This is a genomic window from Companilactobacillus sp. HBUAS59699, from assembly GCF_036913575.1.
Classification (GTDB): Bacteria; Bacillota; Bacilli; order Lactobacillales; family Lactobacillaceae; genus Companilactobacillus.
The window spans coordinates 177,680-202,202 of sequence record NZ_JAYKTV010000001.1 but is presented as its reverse complement, the minus strand read 5'-3'; the positions used below and the strand labels follow the sequence as shown (position 1 = coordinate 202,202).

Here is a 24,523-nt window from a genome sequence, read left to right as displayed (position 1 = left end):
AGCGTAATACCTATTTAATGTCATCTAGAACTTTGATTCCTTGAACATATACATTAACAGTGCCAGCTGGTGTTCCAAGCATTGTTTCTAGGTTATATTTTACTTTTTCTTTTAAATTCTTTGCTACTTCAGATATTTTAATACCATATCCCACGATTATGTAGACATCAACGGCAATCTTATCATCCTCTTGATGAATAACCACTCCGCGTGAGAAATCTTCACGATTTAAAATTGTGTTCATCCCGTCACGTAGTTGATTTTTGCTTGCCATACCTACAATTCCGTAGATATCTAATGCAGCACCGCCAACAATCGTCGAAACGGTATTAGTTGATACATCAATTTCACCATGTTTTGTTTTTATTGTAACTGCCATTTGGGATCCTCCTATCTTGGATCTAACTATCATAAACATTAAAATTCTATCATAGCAAGATTTTGAATTAAAGATTTATGACACAATATTATTCAACTGTTGTTTTTATTTTCAGTTTATGGTAAATTAGTCAGGTGATATTTTAAAGAAAACATGTAGCCAAAGGAGGTCGGTCCCATGGCAAAAGATATTATTACAGGCCGTAAGACAGTGTTTGGTAACAAACGTTCTCACGCTCTTAATCAATCAAAACGTTCTTGGAAGCCAAACTTGCAAAAAGTTCGTATCATGGTTGATGGTAAGCCTAAACGCGTTTGGGTTTCAGCTAGAGCTTTGAAATCAGGAAAAGTTACTAGAGTATAATTATCATATAATTAACTAAAAAAGACTAGCAAATAATGTTTGCTAGTTTTTTTTGTGGGTAATTTGACTGTTTGATTGCTTGATTGCCGCTGAGAGTGGACAACAATTCCATCTGCCGTGGACCGGTTTCAAACTCCGTTTTCAACCTCGCTTGGAAGCCTATAGTCTTCCAAGACGTCCAGTGTACTAAGCGATGAATCGCTAAGTACACTTTTACGGCGGATTCCATTGTTGTCCACTCTCTGCTAATTTTCATTACCTTTTTATATTAGTTACTACTTGGCGTTCACTAAACGATAGTAAAGTAATAATTTAATTTCATATTTCTCAAATAAAAAACGCATATCACAGCAAAAGGATAAATATATATCCAAATTGCCGTGATATGCGTTTTTTTTATAATCAACAAATTTAGTTGGAGGTCAACAGTAATGGAATCAGTAGCAAAAGTGGTGTAAATGTGGGCGGTTTTCCCACATTTACACCACTGGACGTCTTTCTTGATTTGCGGGTTTATGCAAAGCAAGAAAGCGCAGTCTGAGACCGTTCTTTGGCTCAGACTGGTCCTGCTACAGATGGAATTACTGTTGACCGGAAGCGGAATAAAATCCAGAAACAAGCTCTAAATACAATCTATTTACTATCCCTAGACTGTATCACAGCGATTATCCCACTCTCAAAACCAAAATTGATCGTATCCCCAACAAATTCATTGCTGGACCAACTAACAGGATGCATCGCTGTAAAATCGTCTAACTTATATTTAGCATCAAGAATATTAAAGTGCGTCACAGGACCCAAATTAACGAAGCCCACGTATTTCATACCCTCTTCATGGTAGATCGTATATCTACCAGGTCTAAAGAATCTAATCGTATTTGTAGCAGATTTAAAATACAGCTTGTCATAAAAGCTTAAAAATCTTTTGTCGTACGGTAAGAAAAAATTAACTAAGAAGTGATCGATACGACCACCTGTACCGCCATAGATATAATATTCTGACGCATTAAATTTTTCTTTTGCGGCTAAGATACACAATTGTGAATCAGTATCGTCTTTTTCCGGAGGATACTTCTGGAAGTCATGTACATTATCCTTTAATAATTTTTGTTCTTTTTTATTGATCGAATCGAAATCACCAATAGCAATCTCTGGTAACACACCGTGAGCAATCAAATATAAACTTCCTCGATCTGCTCCGACCCAAGGTCCTGAAATCGCCTTAATGCTCTTTGAAAGTTCATCAGGATACTCGCTCTTCGGTCCGCCCAATAAGATATTTACACGCTTCATATTAGTCTTCCACTAGCTTTTTTAAGGTATTAACACGATCCTCAAATCCGTCTTGTCCGTTATACAAGTATGAACCTGCAACGAAGATATCTGCACCTGCTTGAGCACATTTAACGATTGTCTCATCATTGATACCACCGTCAACTTCAATTTCAAAATCATCATCAGCTGATGTTTGACGAAGTTGATCTAGACGTTGAATTTTTTTGGTCATACCAGGAATAAACTTTTGACCACCAAATCCAGGATTTACGGTCATAACTAAAATTTGATCGATGATTGGAAATAATTCTTTAACGTTTTCTAGAGGAGTTCCCGGATTAACAACAACTCCAGCCTTTGCACCTAAACTCTTGACCAAGTCGATCGAACGGTAAATGTGCTTAGTGCTTTCTGTATGAATCATAACTGTGTCTGCACCAGCTTCAACGATTGGTTTGATGTATTCATCAGGGTTATCGATCATCAAGTGAACATCCAATGGCTTGTCAGTAATGCGTCTCATCCCTGCAACAACGCTAGGACTAAACGACATGTTAGGAACAAAATGTCCGTCCATAATATCGATGTGGAATAAGTCAGCCCCTGCTGCTTCTGCCATCTTGACATCACGTTCAAGATTCATAATATCTGCTGATAAAATTGATGGTGCAATTTTTTTTGTTGTCATATAAACCACTCCTCTATACTCTCTTAATATCTTTTTTTGTAAGAATTTATTTCATTTAAAAAGTAAAGATAATTGTCATAGCGACTTTTCATAATCGTTCCATCGGCAACTTTTTCTTTGACCTTACAACCAGGTTCGTTCACATGATTACAACCACGGAATTGACATTCCCCACTGTATTCAACAAATTCTGGATACAGCGTTGGCAGTTCTTCCTTCTCTATATTGATCAATTCTATCGAAGAAAAACCTGGCGTATCAGCAACCAGACCATTAGCAAGTTCAAACAAAGAAACTTGTCTAGTTGTATGTTTACCACGATTAAGGGTTTGAGAAATCGCAGCAGTTGCTAAACCTAATTCAGGATTAATGTGATTAAGCAATGTCGATTTACCGGCACCAGATTGACCTGTAAAGACTGTTACTTTGTCAGCAAAATGCTCCTCAAGACGATCGATCTGTTGTTGATTATAGGCATCTCGATCCGTGAAGACTACGTATCCTGCCCGATGATATCCATCAAAAATTGATTTTAATTCTTGATATTTATCATCATCTAACAAATCAGTCTTAGTCAAATAAATCAACGGATCAATCCCATTGTGTTCAATATTAACCAAAATCTTGTCTAACAAGTTGCTAGAAAAATTAGGCTCGACTGCTGATGTTACTACGATTGCCTGATCAACATTGGCAATCGGTGGACGAACTAAGCTATTAGTTCTTGGTAATATTTCTAATATGTATCCTAAATCGCCGCTAGCATCATAATTAACGAAGTCGCCAACAACTGGTTTGATCCCACGTTTGCGAAAATTACCTCGAGCTCTAGTACGTATCAACTCGTGACTCTCATTATCTAATACATCATAGAAACCACTGATCGACTTAATAATTCTTCCTTTTTTATTCATATTACCCACTTACTGAGCCGGACAGAATCTGCTTACCATCACGCTCGATGTTGTAAGAACCATTTTGTCCACTCTTCAAATTAAATACTAATGTCAGTGTCGTATCTTGTGTAATACTCATTGATTTATAAACGGTGTTAATGCTGTGAGTAGCATCTGAAAGGTAAATCGTGATCGTATTACTACTGTTGCTTGAATCAAACGGTATGGTGACATCTTTAGTTACTGTCTTAGTATTTGACGACGATGAATCGTCATCGTTCTTGTCACTTTGATTGTCATCGTCAGAATCACTCTCTGGTTCTTTGCCTTTAGAGATAACCACTGCCAAAGTATCACCTTGATCAATAACACTACCAGCAGTTGGATTCTGACTGATCATAACGCCATCTTCAATTGTATCAGAATAATCATAACTGACATTCAATGTTGCTCCGATCTCACTAGCATAATCTTGAATACTCTTGAGATTATAACCAGTGAGATCTCTCACCTTGGTTACTTTTCGCTTGACTGTTGGTGTTTTAGCAATGGTCAATGTCAGTTTCTTATTCTTCGTAACAACTTTCTTGCCAGCCTTGATACTCTGCTTAGTAATTACACCCGATTCATATTGGTTAGTCGCCACTCGTTTGATCGAAACGTTAAAGCCACGCTTCTTCAAGTTATCCGAAATATCGTCATAATCTTTTCCAACTAGTTGTGGCATCTTGTAATACGTCGCTCCTAGACTCAATACTAAGTTGACTTTGGCATTGTTCTTAAGTTTTAGTCCTTTCGCTGGTATGGACTTAATAACATGCCCTGCTTCAACATCATCGTTGTTCTCTTTAGAAATCGTACCTACCTGCAAATTAGAACCTTTCAGCATCACATCTGCCTGTTTAACTGTCAGGTTCTGTAGATCCGGTACGGTTGTTTCTTCATTGCCTTTGACAACCATGAATATCAAAAACAGAACCAAAGCCAAAGGAATCAATGAAGCCAAAATTATATTGCGCCGACGATTATTTTTTTTATGAAGCGGTTTACTCTCTGCTTCCTCATCATCGATCGAAGGTACAACCTTCGTTTCATCCATATCATTCAAAGGTTGCGGCACAAATTTAGTTTCGTGAGCACGTTCAGGAAGTAGGCAAGTACTTAAGTCTTCATGCATCTCACGCACAGATTGATATCTCTGAGTTGGATCCTTTGCTGTAGCTTTCAAAACCGCATTCTCAAGCGGTTGCGGAATATTAGGGTCAATTGCCTTCAGGTCAGGAATATCTTCTTTAGAATGCTTGAGAGCAACTGATACAGCCGTATCTCCAGTAAATGGAACATGTTGCGTCAATAATTCAAACAAAATTATTCCCAACGCATAAATATCCGATAAGGCAGTCGCAGACTTACCTCTAATCTGTTCCGGGGACATGTAGTGCACTGAACCAAGTAACGAATTCGTTCTAGTTATAGAACGATCACTCAAAGCTAGAGCAATACCAAAGTCCGATACTTTCACTTGAATCGGATCTTTCGATGTATCCACTAGAATATTTTCTGGTTTTAAATCACGATGAATGATTCCATGATCATGCGCGTCTGCCACGGCGGAACAAATCTGCTCCATAATATCGACAACTTCATGATATGGAATTGGAAAATGTGTTTTTATGTATTTTTTTAAGTTAGGACCGTCAACATATTCAATTATGATATATTGCAACCCGTTGTCATTGCCAACGTCTAAGACATTAACAATATTGGGATTAGAGAGACCACTAGTAGCCTTGGCTTCACGTCCAAATCTCCTTTTGACAGACTCATCATCTTGAAGATCATATCTTAAAGCTTTTACTGCAACTTTACGATTAAGCTTGGTGTCATTAGCTAAATACACATTAGCCATTCCACCTTCACCAAGAGTACCTAGGATCTGATAACGACCACCAACTAGGTAACCTTTGTCCATCTACTCCTTACCCCCATTTCCAGAGGCAAAAAGTAGAGCTGTGATATTATCTCGACCACCAGCTTGATTGGCTTTATCAATCAAAATATGGCATTTGGATTCTAATCCAATTTTTTGCGAGAGCACAGACTTGATTTCATCTTCTGGCACCATATTAGTAAGTCCATCGGTACACAGTAAGATGATTGAATCATCAATAATATCAAAATTTTTAACTCTTGGTTGTACCGTTTGCGATACACCCAAAGTCTGCGTGATGATATTTTTTTGGGGATGATTCTCAGCTTCTTCAGGGCTGATTTGACCAGTTTCTAAAAGTTCATGAACCAATGAATGATCAACACTTAGTTGTTCTAATTCATCATCATGATATACGTAACAACGTGAATCACCCACGTTGACGACCATCATTTTTGTTCCTACAAAGAAGACACCGACCATAGTAGTGCCCATACCGTTCAAATCATCAAATTGATTCGATACAGATACGATGCGATCGTTTTCTTTACTTATTTCTTTTAGAACCCATTCACGTAAATCTTCTAAGTCAGTGATTTCTGACTCTTCAAAATTATGTCCTAGATGAGAAACCGCCATATCAGAAGCAACGTCACCTCCACGGTGACCTCCCATACCATCAGCGACAATACCGAAGACGATTCCTTTTTTATTTTTGAAAACATTGACATAATCTTGGTTATTTTCTCGCAATTTTCCTACATCAGTTAATAACGCATAGTCCATATTTCTAAACCTTACCTCATTATTTTTTTCGTCTAAATGCGGCTACAAAAAATCCGTCAGTGAAATAATCACTTGGTAGTAACTTCAAGACACCGTCATTTACATTCTTATCAAGAGATTTTTCATGCTTAACAGGAACTAATTCATAATTATCATGTGCATTCAAGAATTTCATAACGACATCTTCATTCTCTTCTGCATCAAATGTACAAGTACTAAATACTAATTGTCCACCAACTTTTAATAGACCAGTAACACTATCCAAAATAGACAGTTGAATACGTTGTAAGTTCATAAGATCGTCTGGATCTCTGAAGTACTTCAACTCTGGTTTGCGACGGATCAATCCTAATCCAGAACATGGTGCATCAACTAAAATACGATCGAATTCTTCATCAAATTCATCTTTAGCCTTACGTGCATCCAAAGCTCTTGTCTGTATTATATCGCCGTAACCTAATCTTTGCCCGTTTTCTTGAATCAACTTCGTCTTGCGTTTGTGAATATCCAGTGCCATAACTGATCCTGATTTAAGATAACTGGCAATATGTGTTGTCTTTCCACCAGGAGCTGCACAGGTATCTAGCACTTTATCATCAGGTTGAACATCCAATGCAGGTGCAACGAGCATCGAACTCTCATCTTGAATGGTGAACAAACCTTCACGAAACTCTTCAGTATCAACTAAATTACCACTGTGACAAGTTAAACCAACTGGAGAAATCTCACTTGGCTTCATATCGAATCCTTGTTCAGCCAATTTAGCTGATAATTCTTCAACAGAAGTTTTGTTGGTATTAACTCGAATCGATATGTGTGAAGGATCATTGATAGTACTTAAAATTTCTTTAGTCTTCTTCAATCCTTGTTGTTTAATAAATAAATCAACTAACCATTCAGGAGTACTATAACGAATGCTCATTGACTCAACACTATCGTCCTGTGGTACCGGACGAGCACCATGTCGTTGGTAATTTCTCAGCACCGCTGTTACTAGGTTACCGATTCCTTGACTGCCACGACCCTTAGCAACATTGACCGATTCATTCAACACAGCATGATCTGGTACCTTATCCAAGTATTGCATTTGATAAATAGCTGTCATCAACAAAACTCGGATCCAACGATCTAAGTCTTTACCTCCAACATAAGGCTTCAGTTGATACTCCAACGTTAGTTTATGTTGCAATACACCGTAAACAATATTAGTCATAAGTCTTGAATCAGATTCTGATAATTCTGAGTTTTTCAAAATATTATTTATTTCAATATTTGAATATGCTTTATTTTGTAAAACTCTCGTCAATGTCTCAACGGCTAAATCACGTGGATTATTATTTTTCATTAATTTCGACCACTCTTTGTCCTTTTTCTAGATCCTTACCCATTCCGTTAATGTAATTGGCAACATCCATAATTTTTTTACCTGCTGGTTGAATTCTCTTGATAGACAAACCATTACCATCACCAGCGACGATCACTAATTTTTTCTTAGTTATTTCATAAATTGTTCCGGCCGCTTGATCAGTTGTTAGATCAACGACCTCACTCTTATATAACTTAGTTCTCTGATTATTGAACATGACCCATGCTCCTGGTTCAGGGCTTAGAGCGCGGATGTGATCAAAGATCTGTTCAGCACTTTGGCTAAAGTCTAATTGTTCTTGTTCCTTCGAAATTGTTGGTGAAAATACAACCTTATCCTGATCTTGTTTGATAGGATCAATATCACCGCTAAGAATCTTAGGAATCGTATCCAACAATAACTCTTGGCCGACGACAGCTAATTTTTCAAATAGTGAGCCATTATCATCGGTTGGTTCAATAGCTATTTTTTCTTGGCTGATGATATCACCCGCATCCATGGCTTTTACCATATACATAATAGTTACACCAGTTTCTTTATCACCATTCAGTAATGAATATTGAATTGGTGCACCTCCACGATATTTAGGCAACAACGATCCGTGAACATTGATGGCAGCTACTTTAGCTGATTCCAAAAAACTTGTAGGTAAGAATTGACCGTACGCTGCTGTAATTATTAAATCAGCGTTCAAAGCTTTAAGTTCCTCAACTTCAGGACTACCTGATAATTTGGCTGGCTGAAAGAGTTTGATTTTTTCATCTTCAGCAATTACTTTAACTGGACTCTTTTGGAGTTTTTGTTTACGTCCAACTGGTTTATCCGGCTGAGTTACAACAGCTATAACATTGTATTCTTCTCTTAGTAATCCCTTTAAGACAGTTGCTGCAAAGTCCGGAGTTCCTAAGAATATAACATTTGTCATTTAATATTCCTCACTTTATTAACACTAATCGATATGTTGTGGCTCATTATCGATTGCAATAGTAAAACCTTTTTTAGCATCTGCTTGAGTATCGTTTAAAATATCCAGCAATTTTTGATGCAATTGTGGCTCATTCTTATATTTTACAATAACTTGGTAATAATATTTATTTTGTTTACGAGAAATCATTGTTGGACTTGGTCCCAACAGAATAGAATGATCTGACAAAGCACCCTGCAACTGACGCTTGATCCAATAACTTTGCTTGAGTGCCTGTCCTTCCTCCTTATGCGCTACACTCACTAAAGTAGTGAAATAATACGGTGTGTAATTCGACTGATGTCTCAAATACATCTCTTGTTTATAAAATGTTTCATAGTCCTGCACAGCTGCGTCTTTGATGGCATAGTGATCAGGATTGAAGGTTTGAATAATAACATGTCCTTCTTTATCAGCACGACCGGCACGACCACTAACTTGAGTTAACAATTGGAACGTTCTCTCACTTGCCCGATAATCGGAGATACTCAAAGTAGTATCAGCATTGATCACTCCAACTAATGTAACATCTGGAAAATCTAGTCCTTTAGCAATCATTTGCGTTCCTAACAAGATATCCGCTTTGTGTTCACCAAACGCCTTTATAATTTTAGCATGTGCACCCTTTCGACGTGTAGTATCAACGTCCATTCTCAAGACTCTTGCTTGAGGTAATAATTCATTCAATTGACGTTCAATATTCTGTGTACCCGTCCCATAAAAGCCTATTTTGTTGCTCTTACAATTAGGACAAGTAGTCGGAACTGGTTCTTCATGTCCGCAGTAATGACATTTCATCCGTGAAAGATCTTTATGGTATGTCAATGAAACATCACAATTAGGGCACTTCAGTGTGAATCCACACTCACGACACATCATGAATGAAGAGTAACCTCGACGATTGAGCAATACAATTGCCTGCTCACCACGCTTTACGGCTCGATATAAATTATCTTGTAATAACGGTGAAATATCACCCTTAGCGGCTGAATTCTCGGCATCACGCATATCAATAATTTGGACATGTGGAAGAGGATGATCATTGACACGTTTCTTCATATATATCAGATGATAGACACCCTTTTGTGCTCGTGCTCTCGACTCTAGACTAGGCGTTGCACTTCCTAGAACCACTGGACACTTATGCTGCTTAGCACGCCACAGTGCTACATCCCTAGCGTGATAACGAGGATTATCATCTTGCTTATAACTAGCCTCATGTTCCTCATCTATGATGATCAAACCTATATTCTTCAATGGTGCAAAGACAGCACTGCGAGCTCCGACGACAACTTGAACACTGCCATTTTCAATTCTAGTCCATTCGTCATAACGCTCACCACTTGATAAACCACTATGTAGAACCGCAACCTTGTTACCGAATCTACCCGTAACTCGATTGACCATCTGTGGCGTCAATGATATTTCAGGCACTAACATCAAGGCCGAACGGCCTTGATTCAAAGCTTGTTCAATAGATTGCAGGTAAACCTCGGTCTTACCACTACCGGTTACTCCTTCGATCAAAAATGTCTCAGCTTTTGATTCATCAATACTATTTGTGATCTGATCTACTGCATCTTGTTGTTCAACAGTCAATTTCAATTTAGTAGTTTTTTCTGGCGTAATACCGACTGGCTTTCTGCGCTTAGTAACTTCGATGATCTTTAAAATACCATTTTTTTCAGCTGTTTTAATAGCTGAACGTCCAATGTCTTCGTCATTTTCTAACACACTCATCTCAACAGGTAACTTGTCTAAATTATCTATCAAATAATTGACTAACTTCAATTGAGCCTTAGCATTAGCGCGTAATCCACTTCTCTTCTCACGTAATTGAATTGGATTCAATTCTGTCATAACTGCCTGACGTTGTAATTGCTTTGCTTGATTTTCTACTACATAATTTATTTCTATTTTGTTTTGACGACGTAGTCTATTGATCAATTGAATCGTCTCATCGGTTATTTGTGAAGTTATCTCTAGAGATTCACTGTCACCCAATAAACTTCTAACTTCATCATCGTCAACGTAATCGTCTTTTGCTTCCACAAATTGCTTATACTTGGCTCTCATGACACTAGGAAGCATTGTCTGCAAACAAGATATTTGAAATGAATAAGTTTGATCAGCTAACCAGTAAGACAAATCCAGCATTTCTGATGTCAATACGGGTCGCAGATCAATTACCCGATCGATCGGCTTGAGTTTGCCGGAGAAGCTACTACTATCTTTTACCTTCATAACAAAGCCTTGAACTTTTCTCTTACCACGACCAAAGGAAACTTCGACTCTCATCCCTGGAACAACGACGTCTCCCAGTTGTTCAGGTATTGCATATTCAAACGGTCTATTAGTTTGCATCGTTGGAACATCAACGACGACCTCTGCGACTGACATAACTTCTCACCACCTAATTAATCTCATAATAAAAAATCCTTCACCATCATCTTGTCGACAATCAGTGAAGGAAATAAATATCTATTCTTCTTCTTTTTTCTCTTCTTCAACTTTTTCGGCTTCTTTTTCAAGAAGGATTGAGTTAGGATCGATTTCAATTTTGTCATCAGCAATTTCTTCGAATGCTTTACCAATAGTTCTTGGTGATTCATACTTGCTCAACAATTCAATGTCACCATTCTCTAGTTCATGAGCTCTCTTAGCTGCCAATACAGCTAGTGAGTAACGTGAGTCCACTCTGTCTAATAACTTATCGATTGATGGATAAATAATCATATTATCATTCTCCTATTATTTTTTTATATTTGTCAATTACACGTGGCACTCTTAAGTGTTCACTTCTAATTATACCTTCAATTTTTTTGACTGCATTAGGTATTTTATCATTAACTACGGCATAGTCATAGTTTGACATCATTTCAATTTCTTTTTTGGCTTGTTCCATACGCTTGTCGATCGTCTTAATATCGTCTGTTCCACGATGTGTAATACGGCGACGCAAACTAGGAAGATCAGGTGGTGTTAAGAATACAAATACACCATCGGGCATCTTCTCACGAACTTGCATTGCACCGTTAACTTCGATTTCTAACAAGACATCGATACCGGCATCTAATTTTTCATTAACATATTTTAATGGTGTTCCATAATAATGGTCAACATATTTAGCATATTCCAACATGCCGCCATTTTTGATTTCTTCTTCAAACTCTTCATTTGTTCGGAAATAATAATCGACCCCATCGACTTCTCCAGGTCGCATATTACGAGTGGTCATCGAAACTGAATAATCAAATCTAATTGATGACTTCTTTAACATAGCTTTTCTAACAGTTCCTTTACCCACACCGGAAGGACCTGACAATACGATTAACATTCCCCTTGTTGACATTTAACTATCCCTACTTATCTATATTATGATATCTATAATGCAATAGATTTACTGTGTTTTCAAGACTTTGGCCCATTCGAAAGAAAAATAAATTAAGAAAAATTAAAATATAGTTGCTTAAACGAACAAGGGTTCGTATAATAGAGACACAAACAAGTGTTCGGGGGTTTCCAAATATGCAAGTAAAACAATCACACATTAACAACACATTAGCCAAAGCCATCATTAGTAATACTGCCACTTTTATTGACAGAAATTTTGACTTCAAACTTGGTGAAGTAGCAACCCATCTCAAGCAAATGCCTCTTAAGCAACTCGATATCTTTGCTAGACAAAGTCTTCAAAAACAATATTCTATTATTGTAACTATGGTAAACGATGAACAGTTTCATGGCAAGCTGATTAAACGAATCAATCAAAATAAATATATTCTCAAAGTAAATAATTCATTTTTTAAGATCGTCGAATTAAGCCAAATCAAGTCGATCAACTTAATCTAATCTCTTTTGCTCGCCTTGCGCTAATTCAAGTAATTCTTGTGCATGTTCTTTAGTAAGATCTGTTACCTTGGTACCAGCAAGCATCAATGATATTGCATCAACTCGCTCGTGATCATTAAGCAACGAAACTGAAGTAGAAGTTTTGTTCTTAATGGTCTTTTTTTCGATCTGGAATTGACGATCACTCATAGCTGCCACTTGTGGTAAATGAGTAATACATAGTACTTGAACCGCTTGTGATACTCGATAAATCTTGTCCCCAATTGCTTGAGCGACTCGACCACTTACACCAGTGTCGATCTCATCAAAGATTATGGTTTCAACATTCATTTTTTCAGCAATAATTGCTTCAAACGCTAGAATGACACGTGATAGTTCACCACCAGAGGCCACTTTTGCTAAAGGTTTGAAATCTTCTCCGACATTGGTTTTTAAATTAAATCTAACTTGATCTATACCCTTTTCTGTTAATGAATCTTCATCCAAGGTTTTAAAACCAACATCAAACCGAGCGTTCTTCATATACAATTCTTTCAACTGGTAATTGATGGACTTTTCCAGTCCAGTGGCTACTTGATGACGTTCATCGGATAACTGTTTACCAAGCTTCATCAACTGATCTTGTATATCCTGAATATCTTGTTCCAGCTTAGCTTCAGTAGAATCATCAATATCAATTTTTGATAACTCATCATGGGCATCAATACCGAATTGAATGACTTCATCCAAAGTTGGACCATATTTTTTCTTCAAGTTATCTAAGGCAATCAAGCGCTTTTGAATTTCGTCCAATCTATTCTCATCAAAATCCAAGCCATCCAGTTGATCAGAAATAGTCGACATATCATCTTGAATTTGATAATAGGCGCCATTGATTGAATCATACAGTTCCTTGTAAACTTTATCGTAACCACTTATATCATCTAACTGGTCACGAACGTTTCCCAGTGCATCAACTACACCAATATTGTTCTCTGAGAGTGTACGATAACTTTCTTGCAGTGCCTCACTTATTTTTTCAAAATTAGCTAGATGATTTTTTTCATCTTCAAGCTCATCATCTTCGCCTTGCTTTATTTGAGTACTATCTATCTCTTCAGTTTGAAATTTGAGCATATCTATTCTTTGAGCCAGATTTTGTGAATCCTTTTGGATTGCGCGAAGTCTAGCTTTTTTTGTTTGATATTCATCAAATAACTCATGATATTGATTCAAGAGTTTTAGTAATTTATCGTCAGCAAATCGATCAAGTATATCTATATGATTATCTTCATCCAATAGTTCTTGTTGCTGATTCTGACCATGGATCTCAACTAAATATTTACCAATTTCTTTTAAAGTCGTCGTATTGACCAATTCTTCATTTAAACGACAAACATTACGTCCCTTACGATTGATCTCTCGCTTAATAATAATTGACTTGTCCGTATGATCTATACCGTACTTATCCAAAATAGCAAAAACAGGACTACTTGAACTAACTTCAAATAAACCCTGTACTTTGAGACTATCTTGACCTGTTCGAATAAAGTCAACAGAAGAACGGCTTCCGACTAGTAATCCTAATGCATCGATAATGATCGACTTACCGGCACCAGTTTCACCAGTCAAAGCCGTCATACCATTTTTGAAATCAATTTGTAATTCGTTAATAATAGCAAAATTATTAATTATCAATTCTTTCAGCATTTATATTTTCACCTATTTGTTCAAACTTGAATAAGCAGCTTCCATCGTATCACTAATAGATACACTGTCTAAGATTTCGCCTTCTTGCTCTGTCTCTGGTTTCTGGATATGCATCAAAAATTCAATATTACCTTCTCCACCTTTAATAGGTGAGAAATCCAATCCTTTAACAATAAAACCTGTTTCTTTGGCAAAGTCCAAAATCTTCTCCAATACCATCTTGTGAACTTTATGGTCTCTAACGATTCCGTGCTTTCCAACATTTTCTGGTCCAGCTTCAAATTGTGGCTTGATCAAACAGGCAGCTTCTGAACCTGGCAAAATAATATTGAACATTGGTGGCAAGATCAACTCTAAAGAGATAAATGAAACATCAGTCATCGCAAATTGTGGCAGCCCCTCATGGAAGTCTTCCGGCTTGCTGTAACGGAAATTCACACGTTCCATTACAACTACCCTATCATCACTTCTAAGCTTCCATGCTAGCTGATTATAGCCAACGTCGAGTGCATAAACTAACTTTGCCCCATTTTGTAATGCGACATCAGTAAATCCACCAGTTGACGAACCGATATCTAAACAAATTTTATCTTTTAAATCAATACCAAAAGATTCTAAGGCTTTTTCCAGCTTATATCCGCCACGACTAACATACTTGCTGTGAGCACCTTGGACAACATGAAGAATCGTATCAGGATCGATTTTTTCACCTGGTTTATCAAAGCGCAAATTATCTTGGTTATACACTTCTCCAGCCATAATCGATCGCTTTGCTTGTTCACGTGATTCAAATAAATTTTGTTCGACTAATAAAACATCTACCCTTTTTTTTGCCAATCTTTTCACCTAATCCTTAAAATAATCCAAAAAACTTACCATCAAATTTTTATCAAATTTTTCTTCTTTTAATACTGCATTCAATGCATCTTTAACTAAATTACGTAATCTATCCTCAGTAGCATCTTTTCCAATTAAATTGGGAAAGGTATTCTTGTCAGCATCTTCAACACTGCCAAAGTCATCTAAGTCATCCTTAACTTGAAAGGCCAAGCCAACTTTATTAGCGTAATCAACCAAATTAGTTGATAAACTATGGTCTGCACAAAAAGCACCGATCGTAATGGCTGCGACAATCAGGTCTGCCGTCTTTTGGCGATGCAAATCAGTCAATTCTTCTTCATTCAATTGACGGTCTTCTTTGGTTATATCGGTCATTTGACCAGCAACCATCCCCATAGGACCGGCATTATGAGCCAAAATTCTCACTGCTGCCATGCGTTTGCTTGTATCAAGACTAGACTTAGCGATCCAATAAAAAGCTTGAGTCAATAATCCGTCTCCAGCTAAAACCGCTGGTCCAACGCCAAATTTCTTGTGGTTAGATAATTTACCACGACGATAATCATCGTTATCCATTTCTGGCAAATCATCGTGGATCAATGAATATGTATGGATCAACTCAATTGCTCCAGCAATATCATAATACTTGTGTAAGTCCTCGAGCTTCACTCCACAAGAATATACTACGGCGAGCATCAATATTGGACGTACTCGTTTACCGCCAGCATTGACAGAATACAACATCGCATCACGAAGTGTAGGTTGCTTGATTTCTGAAGTTATTTTGGTAGTTAAAAAATCATTAAATTCAGGTAACACTTTTTCATGAAATTTTTTAAAATCTTTTATCTCCATGACTAATCCTTACCTTCAGTCTTATCGTCAGTTAAATCTTCTTCTGATCCGTCTTGTTGCATAATCTTTGTAACGGTATTTTCAGCATTATTCAATGTTTTTTCTAGGCTTTTGCTTAGTGCAACACCTTTTTTGAATTTTTCCATTGCTTCTTCCAATGGAACATTTCCTGCTTCAAGGTTTGTAACGATTTCTTCTAAATCCGCCAAATTGTCCTCAAAAGTTTTTTTCTTTTCAGCCATTATTTATCCTCGCTTATTTCCTTAGTAATCAACGTAACAGTACCGTCAACCACTTTCAAATCAACTTCTTTGCCTTGCTGGTAATCAGCGGTACTCTTCAGTATTTTGTTATTCTTGTCAGTTGGAATTGCATACCCACGACTCAAGGTCTTTAACGGGCTCAACGAATCCAATGCTCCAACCTTGCTGCCAAATATATTTTTATTATTATTTATTATCTGACGAATAGAAGTCAGCATTTTTTGAGTAAGGTTATTCACCGTCGTATCGAAATAATGTATCTGTTCACGTGGTGAGTTTCTCACTAATCGATTCTCTTTATCATACAACTCTTGCTTAGCTGAATTAATTTGTTCTGACATAGATTGCTGTAATCGTTGTGATAATATATCGGATTTTTGAATATAAACCTGATAGATTCGCTCTGGATGTTGTAAATATCCATTTTTAGCATAGTGATCGACTTGATCACGGTAATTTTGAATAATCTTACCCTGTGCATTATACATCCGACTATTAAGATCCTGTAGATGTAATAACGTATCACGCAATACTGGCGTAGCTAATTCGGCAGCAGCAGTTGGTGTGGCAGCCCTTAAATCAGCTACCATATCAGCAATAGTTGTGTCAGTCTCATGTCCGACTGACGAAATAATTGGAATTTGACTAGAGACGATTGCCTGAGCAACGATCTCCTCGTTAAATGGCCATAGATCTTCAATCGATCCACCACCACGACCAATAATAATTGTATCAAAATTACCCATTTCATTGATACGCTTGATTTGACTAACGATTGTTTTCGCTGCTTCATCACCTTGAACTTGGGCGGGAAACAAGACTAATTGAACTATTGGATAGCGTCTCTCCACTGTCGTCATAATATCGTGGATCACGGCTCCTGACTGACTTGTCACAATAGCAATTCTCTTAGGAAATTTAGGTATTTCCTTCTTGGGCAAATCAAACACACCTTGTTGAGCAAGTTTTTTCTTCAACTGCTCCAAAGCCAAATAAAGCGCACCTAAGCCATCTGGTTCCATCGAATCCACATATATCTGATATGAACCGCTAGGCTCATACAGAGAGATTCTACCCTTTACAAGTACCTTCATACCTTCCTCAGGTACAAACTTAACTTTACTAAAGGCTGATTTAAACATGATCGCTGAAATTTTGGCTTTATTATCTTTTAATGAAAAATATTGATGGGAATTAGGACGTGGTCTGAAATTTGAAATTTCACCCATCAAATAAACGTGACCCAAATATGGATCAACGTCAAATTTACGTTTTAAATACTGAGTTAATGCAGTAACAGTTAAATATTGAGAATTATTCTTCTGATCCATTTGTTCTTTTTGCTCTTTCTTCGGCTAACACAATTGTCATATCCATAAGAGAAGTAATAGTCATTGGCCCTACACCACCAGGAACTGGTGAAATCATGCTAACTTTATCTTTTACATCATCAAAGTCCACATCTCCACACAACTTGCCATTCTCGTCATGATTCATCCCTACATCGACAACAACAGCACCTTCCTTGATGTACTTACTGTCAATAAAGCGTGGGTCACCAATAGCTACAACAAGGACATCCGCCTGACTGGCAATAGCTGGAAGATTCTTAGTAAAGATATGTGCGATCGTAACTGTAGCATTACGTTCCAATAGTAAGGCAGCTACTGGCTTACCTACAATATTACTTCTACCAATTACAACAGCATTCTTTCCCTTTAATGGGACGTGATAATAATCCAACATCTTAATGATTCCATCTGCTGTTGCTGGCTTAATTGTTGAATCGCCGATCCATAAATTACCAACGTTAACTGGAGAGAATCCATCAACGTCTTTTTTAGGATCAATTGCCTGAATAACTTTTTCTTCATCAATTTGATCCGGTAAAGGTAATTGTACTATAAATCCATCTATATTATCATCATGATTTAATTCATCAATTTTATTTAATATCTCAGTTTCAGTTACAGTTTCTTCATAATGAATCAATTGGAAATTAAAGCCTAACTTTTCTGCACGGCGTTTCTTATTTCTCACATATACTGAACTGGCACCATTGTCTCCAACTAATATTACCGCTAATCCTGGCGTAATATTTTGTTTTTTTAAGGCGTCAACACGCTTACCCATTGACTCATCTAATGCACTAGCTACTATTTTTCCGTCTAATAATTTCATTTATTTCACCATATAAAAAGACTGGTCCAAAAGACCAGCCTTTACCCTTCAACAAAGTTAGATAGAATTCCATTTATGAAAGCCTTTGAATCTTTATCGCCGAACTCACCGGCTAATTCGATGGCTTCATCGATTGCAACTTTCTTTGGAACTTCGAGACTATTTTCCATTTCAAACAAACCGACACGCAAAATTGCACGATCAATTCGTGACAAACGTCCGATAGTCCACTTATTCTTTAAATATTTGGATATTTTTGTATCCAATTCATCTTGCTTTTCAATGGTTCCAGAAACTAAGAAGTTCAAATAATCAGGCACATCTTGTTCCGCTAAGTCTGACAGTTCCATCACTGACGCAATAGCTGTGTCTGAATCATCTTTAGTAGTCTCAATGGAAAAAAGAGTTTGAACAGCAAGTTCTCTTATCTCATGTCTATTTATACCCACTTGTATTATTCCTTTTTATCCGTTGTTACACGTTCTACTTCGCCAGATTCTTTCTTAGCGATTAAACCTACAACATGTACGTTGATTTCTTTTAGTGCTAAATCGGTCATGAATTCAAGTTGTTCAATGGCTGATTTTTGAATTTCTAACGATACCTTTGGAATTGATACGCCATATTCTAAATAGACGAATACATCTGCAGAAATCTTATCATCATCAAAAACTACGTCAACACCCTTGCCATGATTGATTCTACCAAAAAGTGAATCAATTCGGTTAGAAAGAGTACCGCGCATTTCATAGACACCATCTACTTGGTTTGTAGCGATGCCCAAGAGAATCTCAATAACTTGATGTGAGATTTCAACGTTACCTTTTACTTTTCCACTATCTTGTTGTAGAGAAACATATTTTTGTTCAGCCATAAACTTATCTCCATAATCAAAAATTAGTTGGCACGTGAAATATATGTACCATCTTGTGTGTTGATTGTTAGCATATCACCTTCGTTAACGAAGAATGGTACTTGAACAACAACACCTGTTTCCATAGTAGCTGGTTTTGAACCACCTGATTGTGTGTCACCTTTGATTGAAGCTTCTGTTGAAGCAACTTTCAAGTCAACTGTATTAGGAAGGTCAACACCAAGTGTCTCACCACCATACATCAAAACATTAACTTCCATGTTTTCCTTTAGATATTTCAATTGTTCTTGAATCTCATCTGCTGGAAGTGACAATTGTTCATAAGTAGAAGTATCCATGAATACGTGGTTAGTACCATCAGCATATAGATATTGCATCTTCTTGTTATCAATTGTAGCTTTTTCAACTTTGGCAGTTGATCTGAAAGTCATTTCTTGAACAGCACCTGTTCTCAAGTTCTTTAACTTAGAACGAACGAAGGCACTACCCTTACCTGGCTTAACGTGTTGGAATTCAATAACACGCCAAATTCCGTCTTTAACTTCAATAGTCAAACCATTTTTAAAATCATTTACTGAAATTGACATTTTTACTCTCCTCGATTAATTAATCGTTAAAAAACACTTTACATATTATCTTACCAATATTTCACTATTAATGGCAATATTTCTAGATAATTATATAAAAAAAAGAGGACAATGTCCTCTTTTTAAGTAAGATATAAGAATTAGTATACTGAAACTTTCTTTCTATCTTTGCCAAGTCTTTCAAACTTAACAACGCCATCTTTAAGTGCGAACAATGTATCGTCGCCACCACGGCCAACGCCTTCACCAGGATGAATCTTAGTTCCACGTTGTCTGTAGATAATACCACCAGTTAGAACTGATTGTCCGTCAGCGCGTTTTGCACCTAATCTACGACCAGCTGAGTCACGGCCGTTAGAAGTTGATCCACCACCCTTATGGTGAGAGAAAAATTGTAAATTCATTTTAAGCATGAGATTTACCTCCTTAAGCAAGATCTATAATTTTATTTGTAGTTTGAACATTAATGTTCTTTGGATAACTATCTTGAATATCCTTGAGAATATAAAATAAATTATCCAATAATAAAGCAGTATCATGAGATACTTCTTCATCAAAGCGACAGCCTAAGTGGCCACCGTTGACCTCATCAAGAACAACCTGAGGACTGGCCTTAGTAAGCTTCTCCAGATTGTTGATTGTTCCAATTGTTACTGCCGAAACAGCTGCACAAACCAAATCTTGACCATAAGGTCCTGAATCAGCATGTCCTTTAATCAGAAATGAATCAATCTGTTGTTTGTCATTCTGGTGAAAACTTGCTCTAATCATAATTAACCTTTGATACTGTCGATAAGTACCTTAGTATATGGTTGGCGGTGACCTGTCTTAGTATGTGAATGCTTCTTAGGTTTGTATTTGTAAGTAACAACTTTCTTGTCCTTACCTTGTTTTTCAACTTTACCTGTAACTGAAGCACCCTTTACTACAGGATCTCCAACTTTAACACTGTCTCCGTCAGAAACAAGAATTACATCGTCAAATGTAACAGCGTCTCCTTCTTTAACATCAAGTTTTTCAATAAAGATTGAGTCATTTTCTTCAACCTTATATTGCTTACCACCAGTTTTAATAATTGCGTACATAGTGTGTACACTCCTTTCTAAGACTCGCCAGTTAGGTGCCGAAGCTTAAACCTAATTTTGAGCGGTTGTAGATGCAATAGTGATTGCAACTAATAAAATATAGCAAATATCACAATCTTTTTCAACCATTATAAACAATTTTTCTAATAGTCCATCTCCCATTATTCAAAATCAACCAACATAAAACTAAAAATCCGATGGCACTGATGACAAGTGACACCTTAGCTACATTGGTATAGTGATAATTGATCTGGACCATATTAGCGCCAGGTTGCGTCTTTATTTTGACAGTCCCTCTATCAGAGACATTCGAACTAACACTCTCATTATTGATTTGAACTGTTCGATTATTGTAGGCAATCACCGGCACATCAATCGTAGCCGACTTAGGCGCATAGTACTTGAATTCATATGAATTCATATCCGCCTGTACTGATAGTTTGTCAGGCTTACCGTTTATGATAAATTCACCGAAATTCAATTTAGATGCTTTGGTTGGGGAATGGATCGAATCGGTAACATTAGAATAATCACTCTTCAAAAGATTCCCATTAGGCAGATTTGTAGTGCTGACATAAACTGACCAGCAACTCACAATTGCCGTTAATAATAAAATTGCCAATTTTAACAAAGACGACTTGTGTTCAGTTATTTTTGACAAAACATAACTCACAAATAAACAAATCAAAAAAATACAAACTAACCAAAAATAAAAAGTAACTTTTGTAAAATCAAATTCATTAAAAGATTTCCAGGGAAGCAAATCAGTTGAAAGCATACCTGAAAATACAATTCCTAAAATTGAAACTTTAATGGAAATGTGACTACTTAAAAAGTACAAAACCACAATTGCCAGTATCAAAAATACTGACAGCATCAATAAATATTTATTTTGAGCACTCTTGTAATAGTTTTGAAAATCAAATTTGCTTATTTCAATAAATGCCGATTTGATTTTGTCTTGAGTAAAATTATTTTGTTCCAACATTGGTAATGTATACCCCAATGTAGAAATCACTACCATTAGAAGTGCTTCCACACTAGTAAGTAACATCATCCCCCAATACTTCCAATGATGACTTGCTTTAAAAATTACAGCTGAACAAATCATCAAAACTGAAATAAAGCCGACACTAAGTGCCATCCATGGAGTGGTCAGAGCTATTAATGACATCCCTAAGCCAAAAACTGGCCAGTGATTAAACTCTCCTTCGATCATTTGGAATAATCCATAAAAAGTCATCGGTAAGAAGATCAATACCAAGTAGCTGGATATATTATTATCAGATAACAAGTTGAATCGTGTCAGTGATAATGTATAAATTATTGAAAATAAAAAAGATTGAAGCGTGTCTTTAAATAATTTGTCACAAAAATAATAGGCACTAATAAAAGTCAATAAATTAACAATAAAAATCAGCAAAACATAACTCACTGTTGAATTTCCAATTTGAAACAACGGCCAAAACGGCAATAGGGTCAACCAAGGCATAAACAAATTAACTGGACTTGCCGAATGATTCCAAAAGTTAAAATTTGTAGGTGAAATAAAAATATTACCTAAACTTTTTATTCGTTCGAGATCAAACATCAAATTCCAATTGACGCTTCCATGAGCCACTAATAAAAATGTATACAAGACACTTAAAACGATAAATGTAGAACTTAAAATTATTCTTTTCCACGTTAAACTGGACATTTTGATACCTCATCCCCAAAATATACTTCTTAATTATACTAAAAAAGGATTGAGACTAAACAATAATGTCTCAATCCTTAATTCATATTCAGTTTTTTAAACGGCCATTGACGATACTACTAACAGTGGTCCGAATATTAAAAATAAAAATACCGCAACTAGAAACGAAAAAGCAGTTTTGCCCTTCTTCATGTCCATCTTGGTAAGTATTCGAGTTATCAAAATTAAAATAGCTATTAACCCAATACCAGTAGCAATTCCAATCGTATTACTAAGAATATTAAGTTGAGTCAATACAGAAACAATTAAATCAATGATTATAAAAGCAACTGTTATAAAAAATGAATACTCCCTTTTCAAGCATCCCACCTCTAAAATCCTAAGAACTAGTCTCACATAACATGATGTAGTCCTTAAACTTTAAGCACAACGGTTTTATTGTAAAATGAAAACACGAACATTGCAATATTATTTTTTCATGGTAACTTTCAAAAGACCGTCAAATAAGCAATTATAAATGAAAAATTATAATTTATAATTTTGCCATGGCATATTTTTGATCCACTGATGATTTATCATTGATACACTACTCAAATCATTAGAATCTAATTCCATAACCAATTGGTTTTTGTCAAACAAAGGCCACTCATACTTGATTTGATCATTATAAGGCTTGTCATTTAATAAGAAATCGACGACCAATTGAAAATAATATTGACGATTCTTACGATATTCAATATTCAACTCTTTTGTTGGAGTATTTAGATAATCAATATTCCCGCCATGACGTCCATCAAAAACTGTGAAATAGTTGCCATAAACTTCAGCTTCATTTTCGGATAAGAATTTCTGTGCTCTAAAAGCTGGATAACTATACATTGCTTCGCCGATCAATTGCACCAAGGCTGACTTTTGATCACCAGAAGTCGGCAATTGTCTAAGTAAAACGTCAGCATTTCTACCAAATAAATCTGGAACAATATTGTTTTTTAATCTGGACAAATTATACTGATTTAATTTTGCTTGCTCATTACTACCAGCACCAATTAATGATTTAAAATCTGTTCTTTTAACACGCTGAGCCAAAACACTAAGCCAATTATCAGAAATCAGATCATTATCCATTACCGGGCCAAACCAGTTAGTAGCGATGTGTTCACCAATAGTTTTTTGTTGCACGTTCAGTAAGCCATCGTCAGTCAAGTTGAGCAGGTCTTTGTCACTTGCAATATTATTAGTCTTACAAAATCTATCAGTTACCATTTGAGCAGTTTCTAAATTTCTGATTGTTTGGAATGAACCACTGAACAAAACAATCTTTTTAATACGATCTGCTAAGTGAGAATTAGATGCCATCAACGCAGCGATTGACTTTGCTCCAGCCGAAATACCAACTAAACTAATATTGTCAACATCTCCACCAAAACTTGCAGCATTGTCAATCACCCATTGTATACTCATTAATTGATCAGACAGACCTATGTTAGTGTCACACCCACTAACAACACCCCAGCCAAACAAACCTAATCTGTAATTTGGCATAATATGAACTACCGGTTGAGAATCTAGCCAAGGCATCGACTTATGACTGTTGCCTCCGTGCAAAAATCCTCCACCATAAAATTCAATTACAATTGGAAATTTTCCATCAATACTTGGTGTAGAAATATCCAAATTTAGGCAATTCTCACCAAAATGTATATCTGTCTCTTCCAATGCCCTATCTTGCATTGGTTGTGATCCGGGGCGAACCGCCAAATTTATTTTTTGAGGATCGTCAACATAATATTCTTCAGCACGTTTAAAACGACGCGCATAACCGAATGGAATGCCCAAAAAGTTTACATGATTGTTTTCTTCAAATCCTTGATAAATACCAGTTGTTGTTTTAATAACTTTTTCCATTCACAATCAACCCCCCGATATAAATTTTAAATACACATTTATATTG

The 24,523-nt window shown here is 36.4% G+C and carries 29 protein-coding genes and 1 other annotated feature; of the genes, 2 read left to right on the top strand and 27 right to left on the bottom strand.

Translation table 11 applies throughout. The annotated features are described in order from the left end of the window. Positions 1–10: 10 nt before the first annotated feature. Positions 11–379, bottom strand: coding sequence for an Asp23/Gls24 family envelope stress response protein (locus U8519_RS01100; protein ID WP_025024042.1), 369 nt, complete (start codon positions 377–379; stop codon positions 11–13). Between the two features lie 177 nt (positions 380–556). Between U8519_RS01100 and rpmB the strand changes: the two genes are divergently transcribed. Then, complete coding sequence (gene rpmB / locus U8519_RS01095) at positions 557–742, top strand: 50S ribosomal protein L28 (protein ID WP_010019437.1); 186 nt, start codon at positions 557–559, stop codon at positions 740–742. A gap of 25 nt (positions 743–767) precedes the next feature. On the opposite strand, the gene U8519_RS01090 is transcribed toward rpmB, so the two are convergent. The 11 genes from U8519_RS01090 to gmk all read right to left on the bottom strand — a co-directional run bounded on the left by U8519_RS01090 (position 768) and on the right by gmk (position 11,999). Continuing rightward, a complete protein-coding gene (locus tag U8519_RS01090) occupies positions 768–971 on the bottom strand; it encodes a hypothetical protein (protein ID WP_334328485.1) in 204 nt (67 codons plus the stop codon). A gap of 404 nt (positions 972–1,375) precedes the next feature. Continuing rightward, positions 1,376–2,035, bottom strand: coding sequence for a thiamine diphosphokinase (locus U8519_RS01085; RefSeq protein ID WP_334328484.1), 660 nt, complete (start codon positions 2,033–2,035; stop codon positions 1,376–1,378). 1 nt (position 2,036) lies between these two features. Next, entirely contained in the window at positions 2,037–2,705 is a 669-nt protein-coding gene (gene rpe, locus U8519_RS01080) for a ribulose-phosphate 3-epimerase (protein WP_334328483.1), read from the bottom strand. Positions 2,706–2,728: 23 nt separating this feature from the next. Beyond that, positions 2,729–3,619, bottom strand: a complete 891-nt coding sequence (gene rsgA / locus U8519_RS01075) for a ribosome small subunit-dependent GTPase A (RefSeq protein ID WP_334328482.1) — start codon at positions 3,617–3,619, stop codon at positions 2,729–2,731. 1 nt (position 3,620) lies between these two features. Further along, positions 3,621–5,573 carry a Stk1 family PASTA domain-containing Ser/Thr kinase gene (pknB, locus tag U8519_RS01070; RefSeq protein ID WP_334328481.1) on the bottom strand — a complete coding sequence of 651 codons (1,953 nt, stop codon included), beginning with the start codon at positions 5,571–5,573 and terminating at the stop codon, positions 3,621–3,623. Then, positions 5,574–6,317 (bottom strand): Stp1/IreP family PP2C-type Ser/Thr phosphatase, encoded by a 744-nt coding sequence (locus U8519_RS01065; RefSeq protein ID WP_334328480.1) that lies wholly within the window; start codon positions 6,315–6,317, stop codon positions 5,574–5,576. A gap of 19 nt (positions 6,318–6,336) precedes the next feature. Further along, the gene (gene rsmB / locus U8519_RS01060) at positions 6,337–7,662 is read right to left on the bottom strand and encodes a 16S rRNA (cytosine(967)-C(5))-methyltransferase RsmB (RefSeq protein WP_334328479.1); all 1,326 of its coding nucleotides are present in this window, start codon (positions 7,660–7,662) and stop codon (positions 6,337–6,339) included. Continuing rightward, a complete protein-coding gene (gene fmt / locus U8519_RS01055; protein ID WP_334328478.1) occupies positions 7,652–8,608 on the bottom strand; it encodes a methionyl-tRNA formyltransferase in 957 nt (318 codons plus the stop codon). The genes rsmB and fmt overlap by 11 nt, the downstream gene beginning before the upstream one ends. A gap of 24 nt (positions 8,609–8,632) precedes the next feature. Next, entirely contained in the window at positions 8,633–11,047 is a 2,415-nt protein-coding gene (gene priA, locus U8519_RS01050; RefSeq protein WP_334328477.1) for a primosomal protein N', read from the bottom strand. 81 nt (positions 11,048–11,128) lie between these two features. After that, positions 11,129–11,383: a DNA-directed RNA polymerase subunit omega gene (rpoZ, locus tag U8519_RS01045; protein ID WP_334328476.1), complete on the bottom strand. Its 255-nt coding sequence runs from the start codon at positions 11,381–11,383 to the stop codon at positions 11,129–11,131. Between the two features lie 4 nt (positions 11,384–11,387). Then, the gene (gene gmk / locus U8519_RS01040; protein ID WP_125565096.1) at positions 11,388–11,999 is read right to left on the bottom strand and encodes a guanylate kinase; all 612 of its coding nucleotides are present in this window, start codon (positions 11,997–11,999) and stop codon (positions 11,388–11,390) included. A gap of 176 nt (positions 12,000–12,175) precedes the next feature. Here gmk and U8519_RS01035 point away from each other — a divergent pair, with 176 nt between their 5' ends. Beyond that, positions 12,176–12,499, top strand: coding sequence for a hypothetical protein (locus U8519_RS01035; protein ID WP_334328475.1), 324 nt, complete (start codon positions 12,176–12,178; stop codon positions 12,497–12,499). On the opposite strand, the gene recN is transcribed toward U8519_RS01035, so the two are convergent. From recN to U8519_RS00960, 15 genes are all read right to left on the bottom strand, one after another. Further along, a complete protein-coding gene (gene recN / locus U8519_RS01030) occupies positions 12,491–14,188 on the bottom strand; it encodes a DNA repair protein RecN (protein WP_334328474.1) in 1,698 nt (565 codons plus the stop codon). The genes U8519_RS01035 and recN overlap by 9 nt on opposite strands. Before the next feature lie 12 nt (positions 14,189–14,200). Continuing rightward, positions 14,201–15,034 carry a TlyA family RNA methyltransferase gene (locus U8519_RS01025; protein ID WP_334328473.1) on the bottom strand — a complete coding sequence of 278 codons (834 nt, stop codon included), beginning with the start codon at positions 15,032–15,034 and terminating at the stop codon, positions 14,201–14,203. Then, positions 15,035–15,883, bottom strand: a complete 849-nt coding sequence (locus U8519_RS01020; RefSeq protein WP_334328472.1) for a polyprenyl synthetase family protein — start codon at positions 15,881–15,883, stop codon at positions 15,035–15,037. It abuts the gene before it with no gap. A gap of 2 nt (positions 15,884–15,885) precedes the next feature. Beyond that, complete coding sequence (locus U8519_RS01015) at positions 15,886–16,125, bottom strand: exodeoxyribonuclease VII small subunit (protein ID WP_334328471.1); 240 nt, start codon at positions 16,123–16,125, stop codon at positions 15,886–15,888. Beyond that, complete coding sequence (gene xseA, locus U8519_RS01010) at positions 16,125–17,477, bottom strand: exodeoxyribonuclease VII large subunit (protein WP_334328470.1); 1,353 nt, start codon at positions 17,475–17,477, stop codon at positions 16,125–16,127. The genes U8519_RS01015 and xseA overlap by 1 nt, the downstream gene beginning before the upstream one ends. Further along, positions 17,461–18,327 (bottom strand): bifunctional 5,10-methylenetetrahydrofolate dehydrogenase/5,10-methenyltetrahydrofolate cyclohydrolase, encoded by an 867-nt coding sequence (locus tag U8519_RS01005; RefSeq protein WP_334328469.1) that lies wholly within the window; start codon positions 18,325–18,327, stop codon positions 17,461–17,463. The genes xseA and U8519_RS01005 overlap by 17 nt, the downstream gene beginning before the upstream one ends. 41 nt (positions 18,328–18,368) lie before the next feature. Next, positions 18,369–18,776, bottom strand: a complete 408-nt coding sequence (gene nusB / locus U8519_RS01000; protein ID WP_334328468.1) for a transcription antitermination factor NusB — start codon at positions 18,774–18,776, stop codon at positions 18,369–18,371. Between the two features lie 5 nt (positions 18,777–18,781). Beyond that, positions 18,782–19,201, bottom strand: coding sequence for an Asp23/Gls24 family envelope stress response protein (locus tag U8519_RS00995; protein ID WP_334328467.1), 420 nt, complete (start codon positions 19,199–19,201; stop codon positions 18,782–18,784). A gap of 23 nt (positions 19,202–19,224) precedes the next feature. Next, positions 19,225–19,788: an elongation factor P gene (efp, locus tag U8519_RS00990; protein WP_334328466.1), complete on the bottom strand. Its 564-nt coding sequence runs from the start codon at positions 19,786–19,788 to the stop codon at positions 19,225–19,227. A gap of 140 nt (positions 19,789–19,928) precedes the next feature. Beyond that, the gene (gene rpmA / locus U8519_RS00985) at positions 19,929–20,201 is read right to left on the bottom strand and encodes a 50S ribosomal protein L27 (protein WP_125590314.1); all 273 of its coding nucleotides are present in this window, start codon (positions 20,199–20,201) and stop codon (positions 19,929–19,931) included. 13 nt (positions 20,202–20,214) lie between these two features. Further along, positions 20,215–20,559, bottom strand: coding sequence for a ribosomal-processing cysteine protease Prp (locus tag U8519_RS00980; protein ID WP_334328465.1), 345 nt, complete (start codon positions 20,557–20,559; stop codon positions 20,215–20,217). A gap of 2 nt (positions 20,560–20,561) precedes the next feature. Then, on the bottom strand, positions 20,562–20,873 hold the full coding sequence (gene rplU / locus U8519_RS00975; RefSeq protein ID WP_025024022.1) for a 50S ribosomal protein L21: 312 nt from the start codon (positions 20,871–20,873) through the stop codon (positions 20,562–20,564). 10 nt (positions 20,874–20,883) lie between these two features. After that, positions 20,884–20,950, bottom strand: a sequence feature (ribosomal protein L21 leader region). Positions 20,951–20,994: 44 nt separating this feature from the next. Continuing rightward, a complete protein-coding gene (locus U8519_RS00970) occupies positions 20,995–22,572 on the bottom strand; it encodes a hypothetical protein (RefSeq protein WP_334328464.1) in 1,578 nt (525 codons plus the stop codon). 96 nt (positions 22,573–22,668) lie between these two features. Further along, positions 22,669–22,932, bottom strand: a complete 264-nt coding sequence (locus U8519_RS00965; RefSeq protein WP_334328463.1) for a hypothetical protein — start codon at positions 22,930–22,932, stop codon at positions 22,669–22,671. A 165-nt stretch (positions 22,933–23,097) separates the two neighbouring features. Beyond that, positions 23,098–24,477, bottom strand: a complete 1,380-nt coding sequence (locus U8519_RS00960; protein WP_334328462.1) for a carboxylesterase family protein — start codon at positions 24,475–24,477, stop codon at positions 23,098–23,100. Positions 24,478–24,523: the final 46 nt, after the last annotated feature.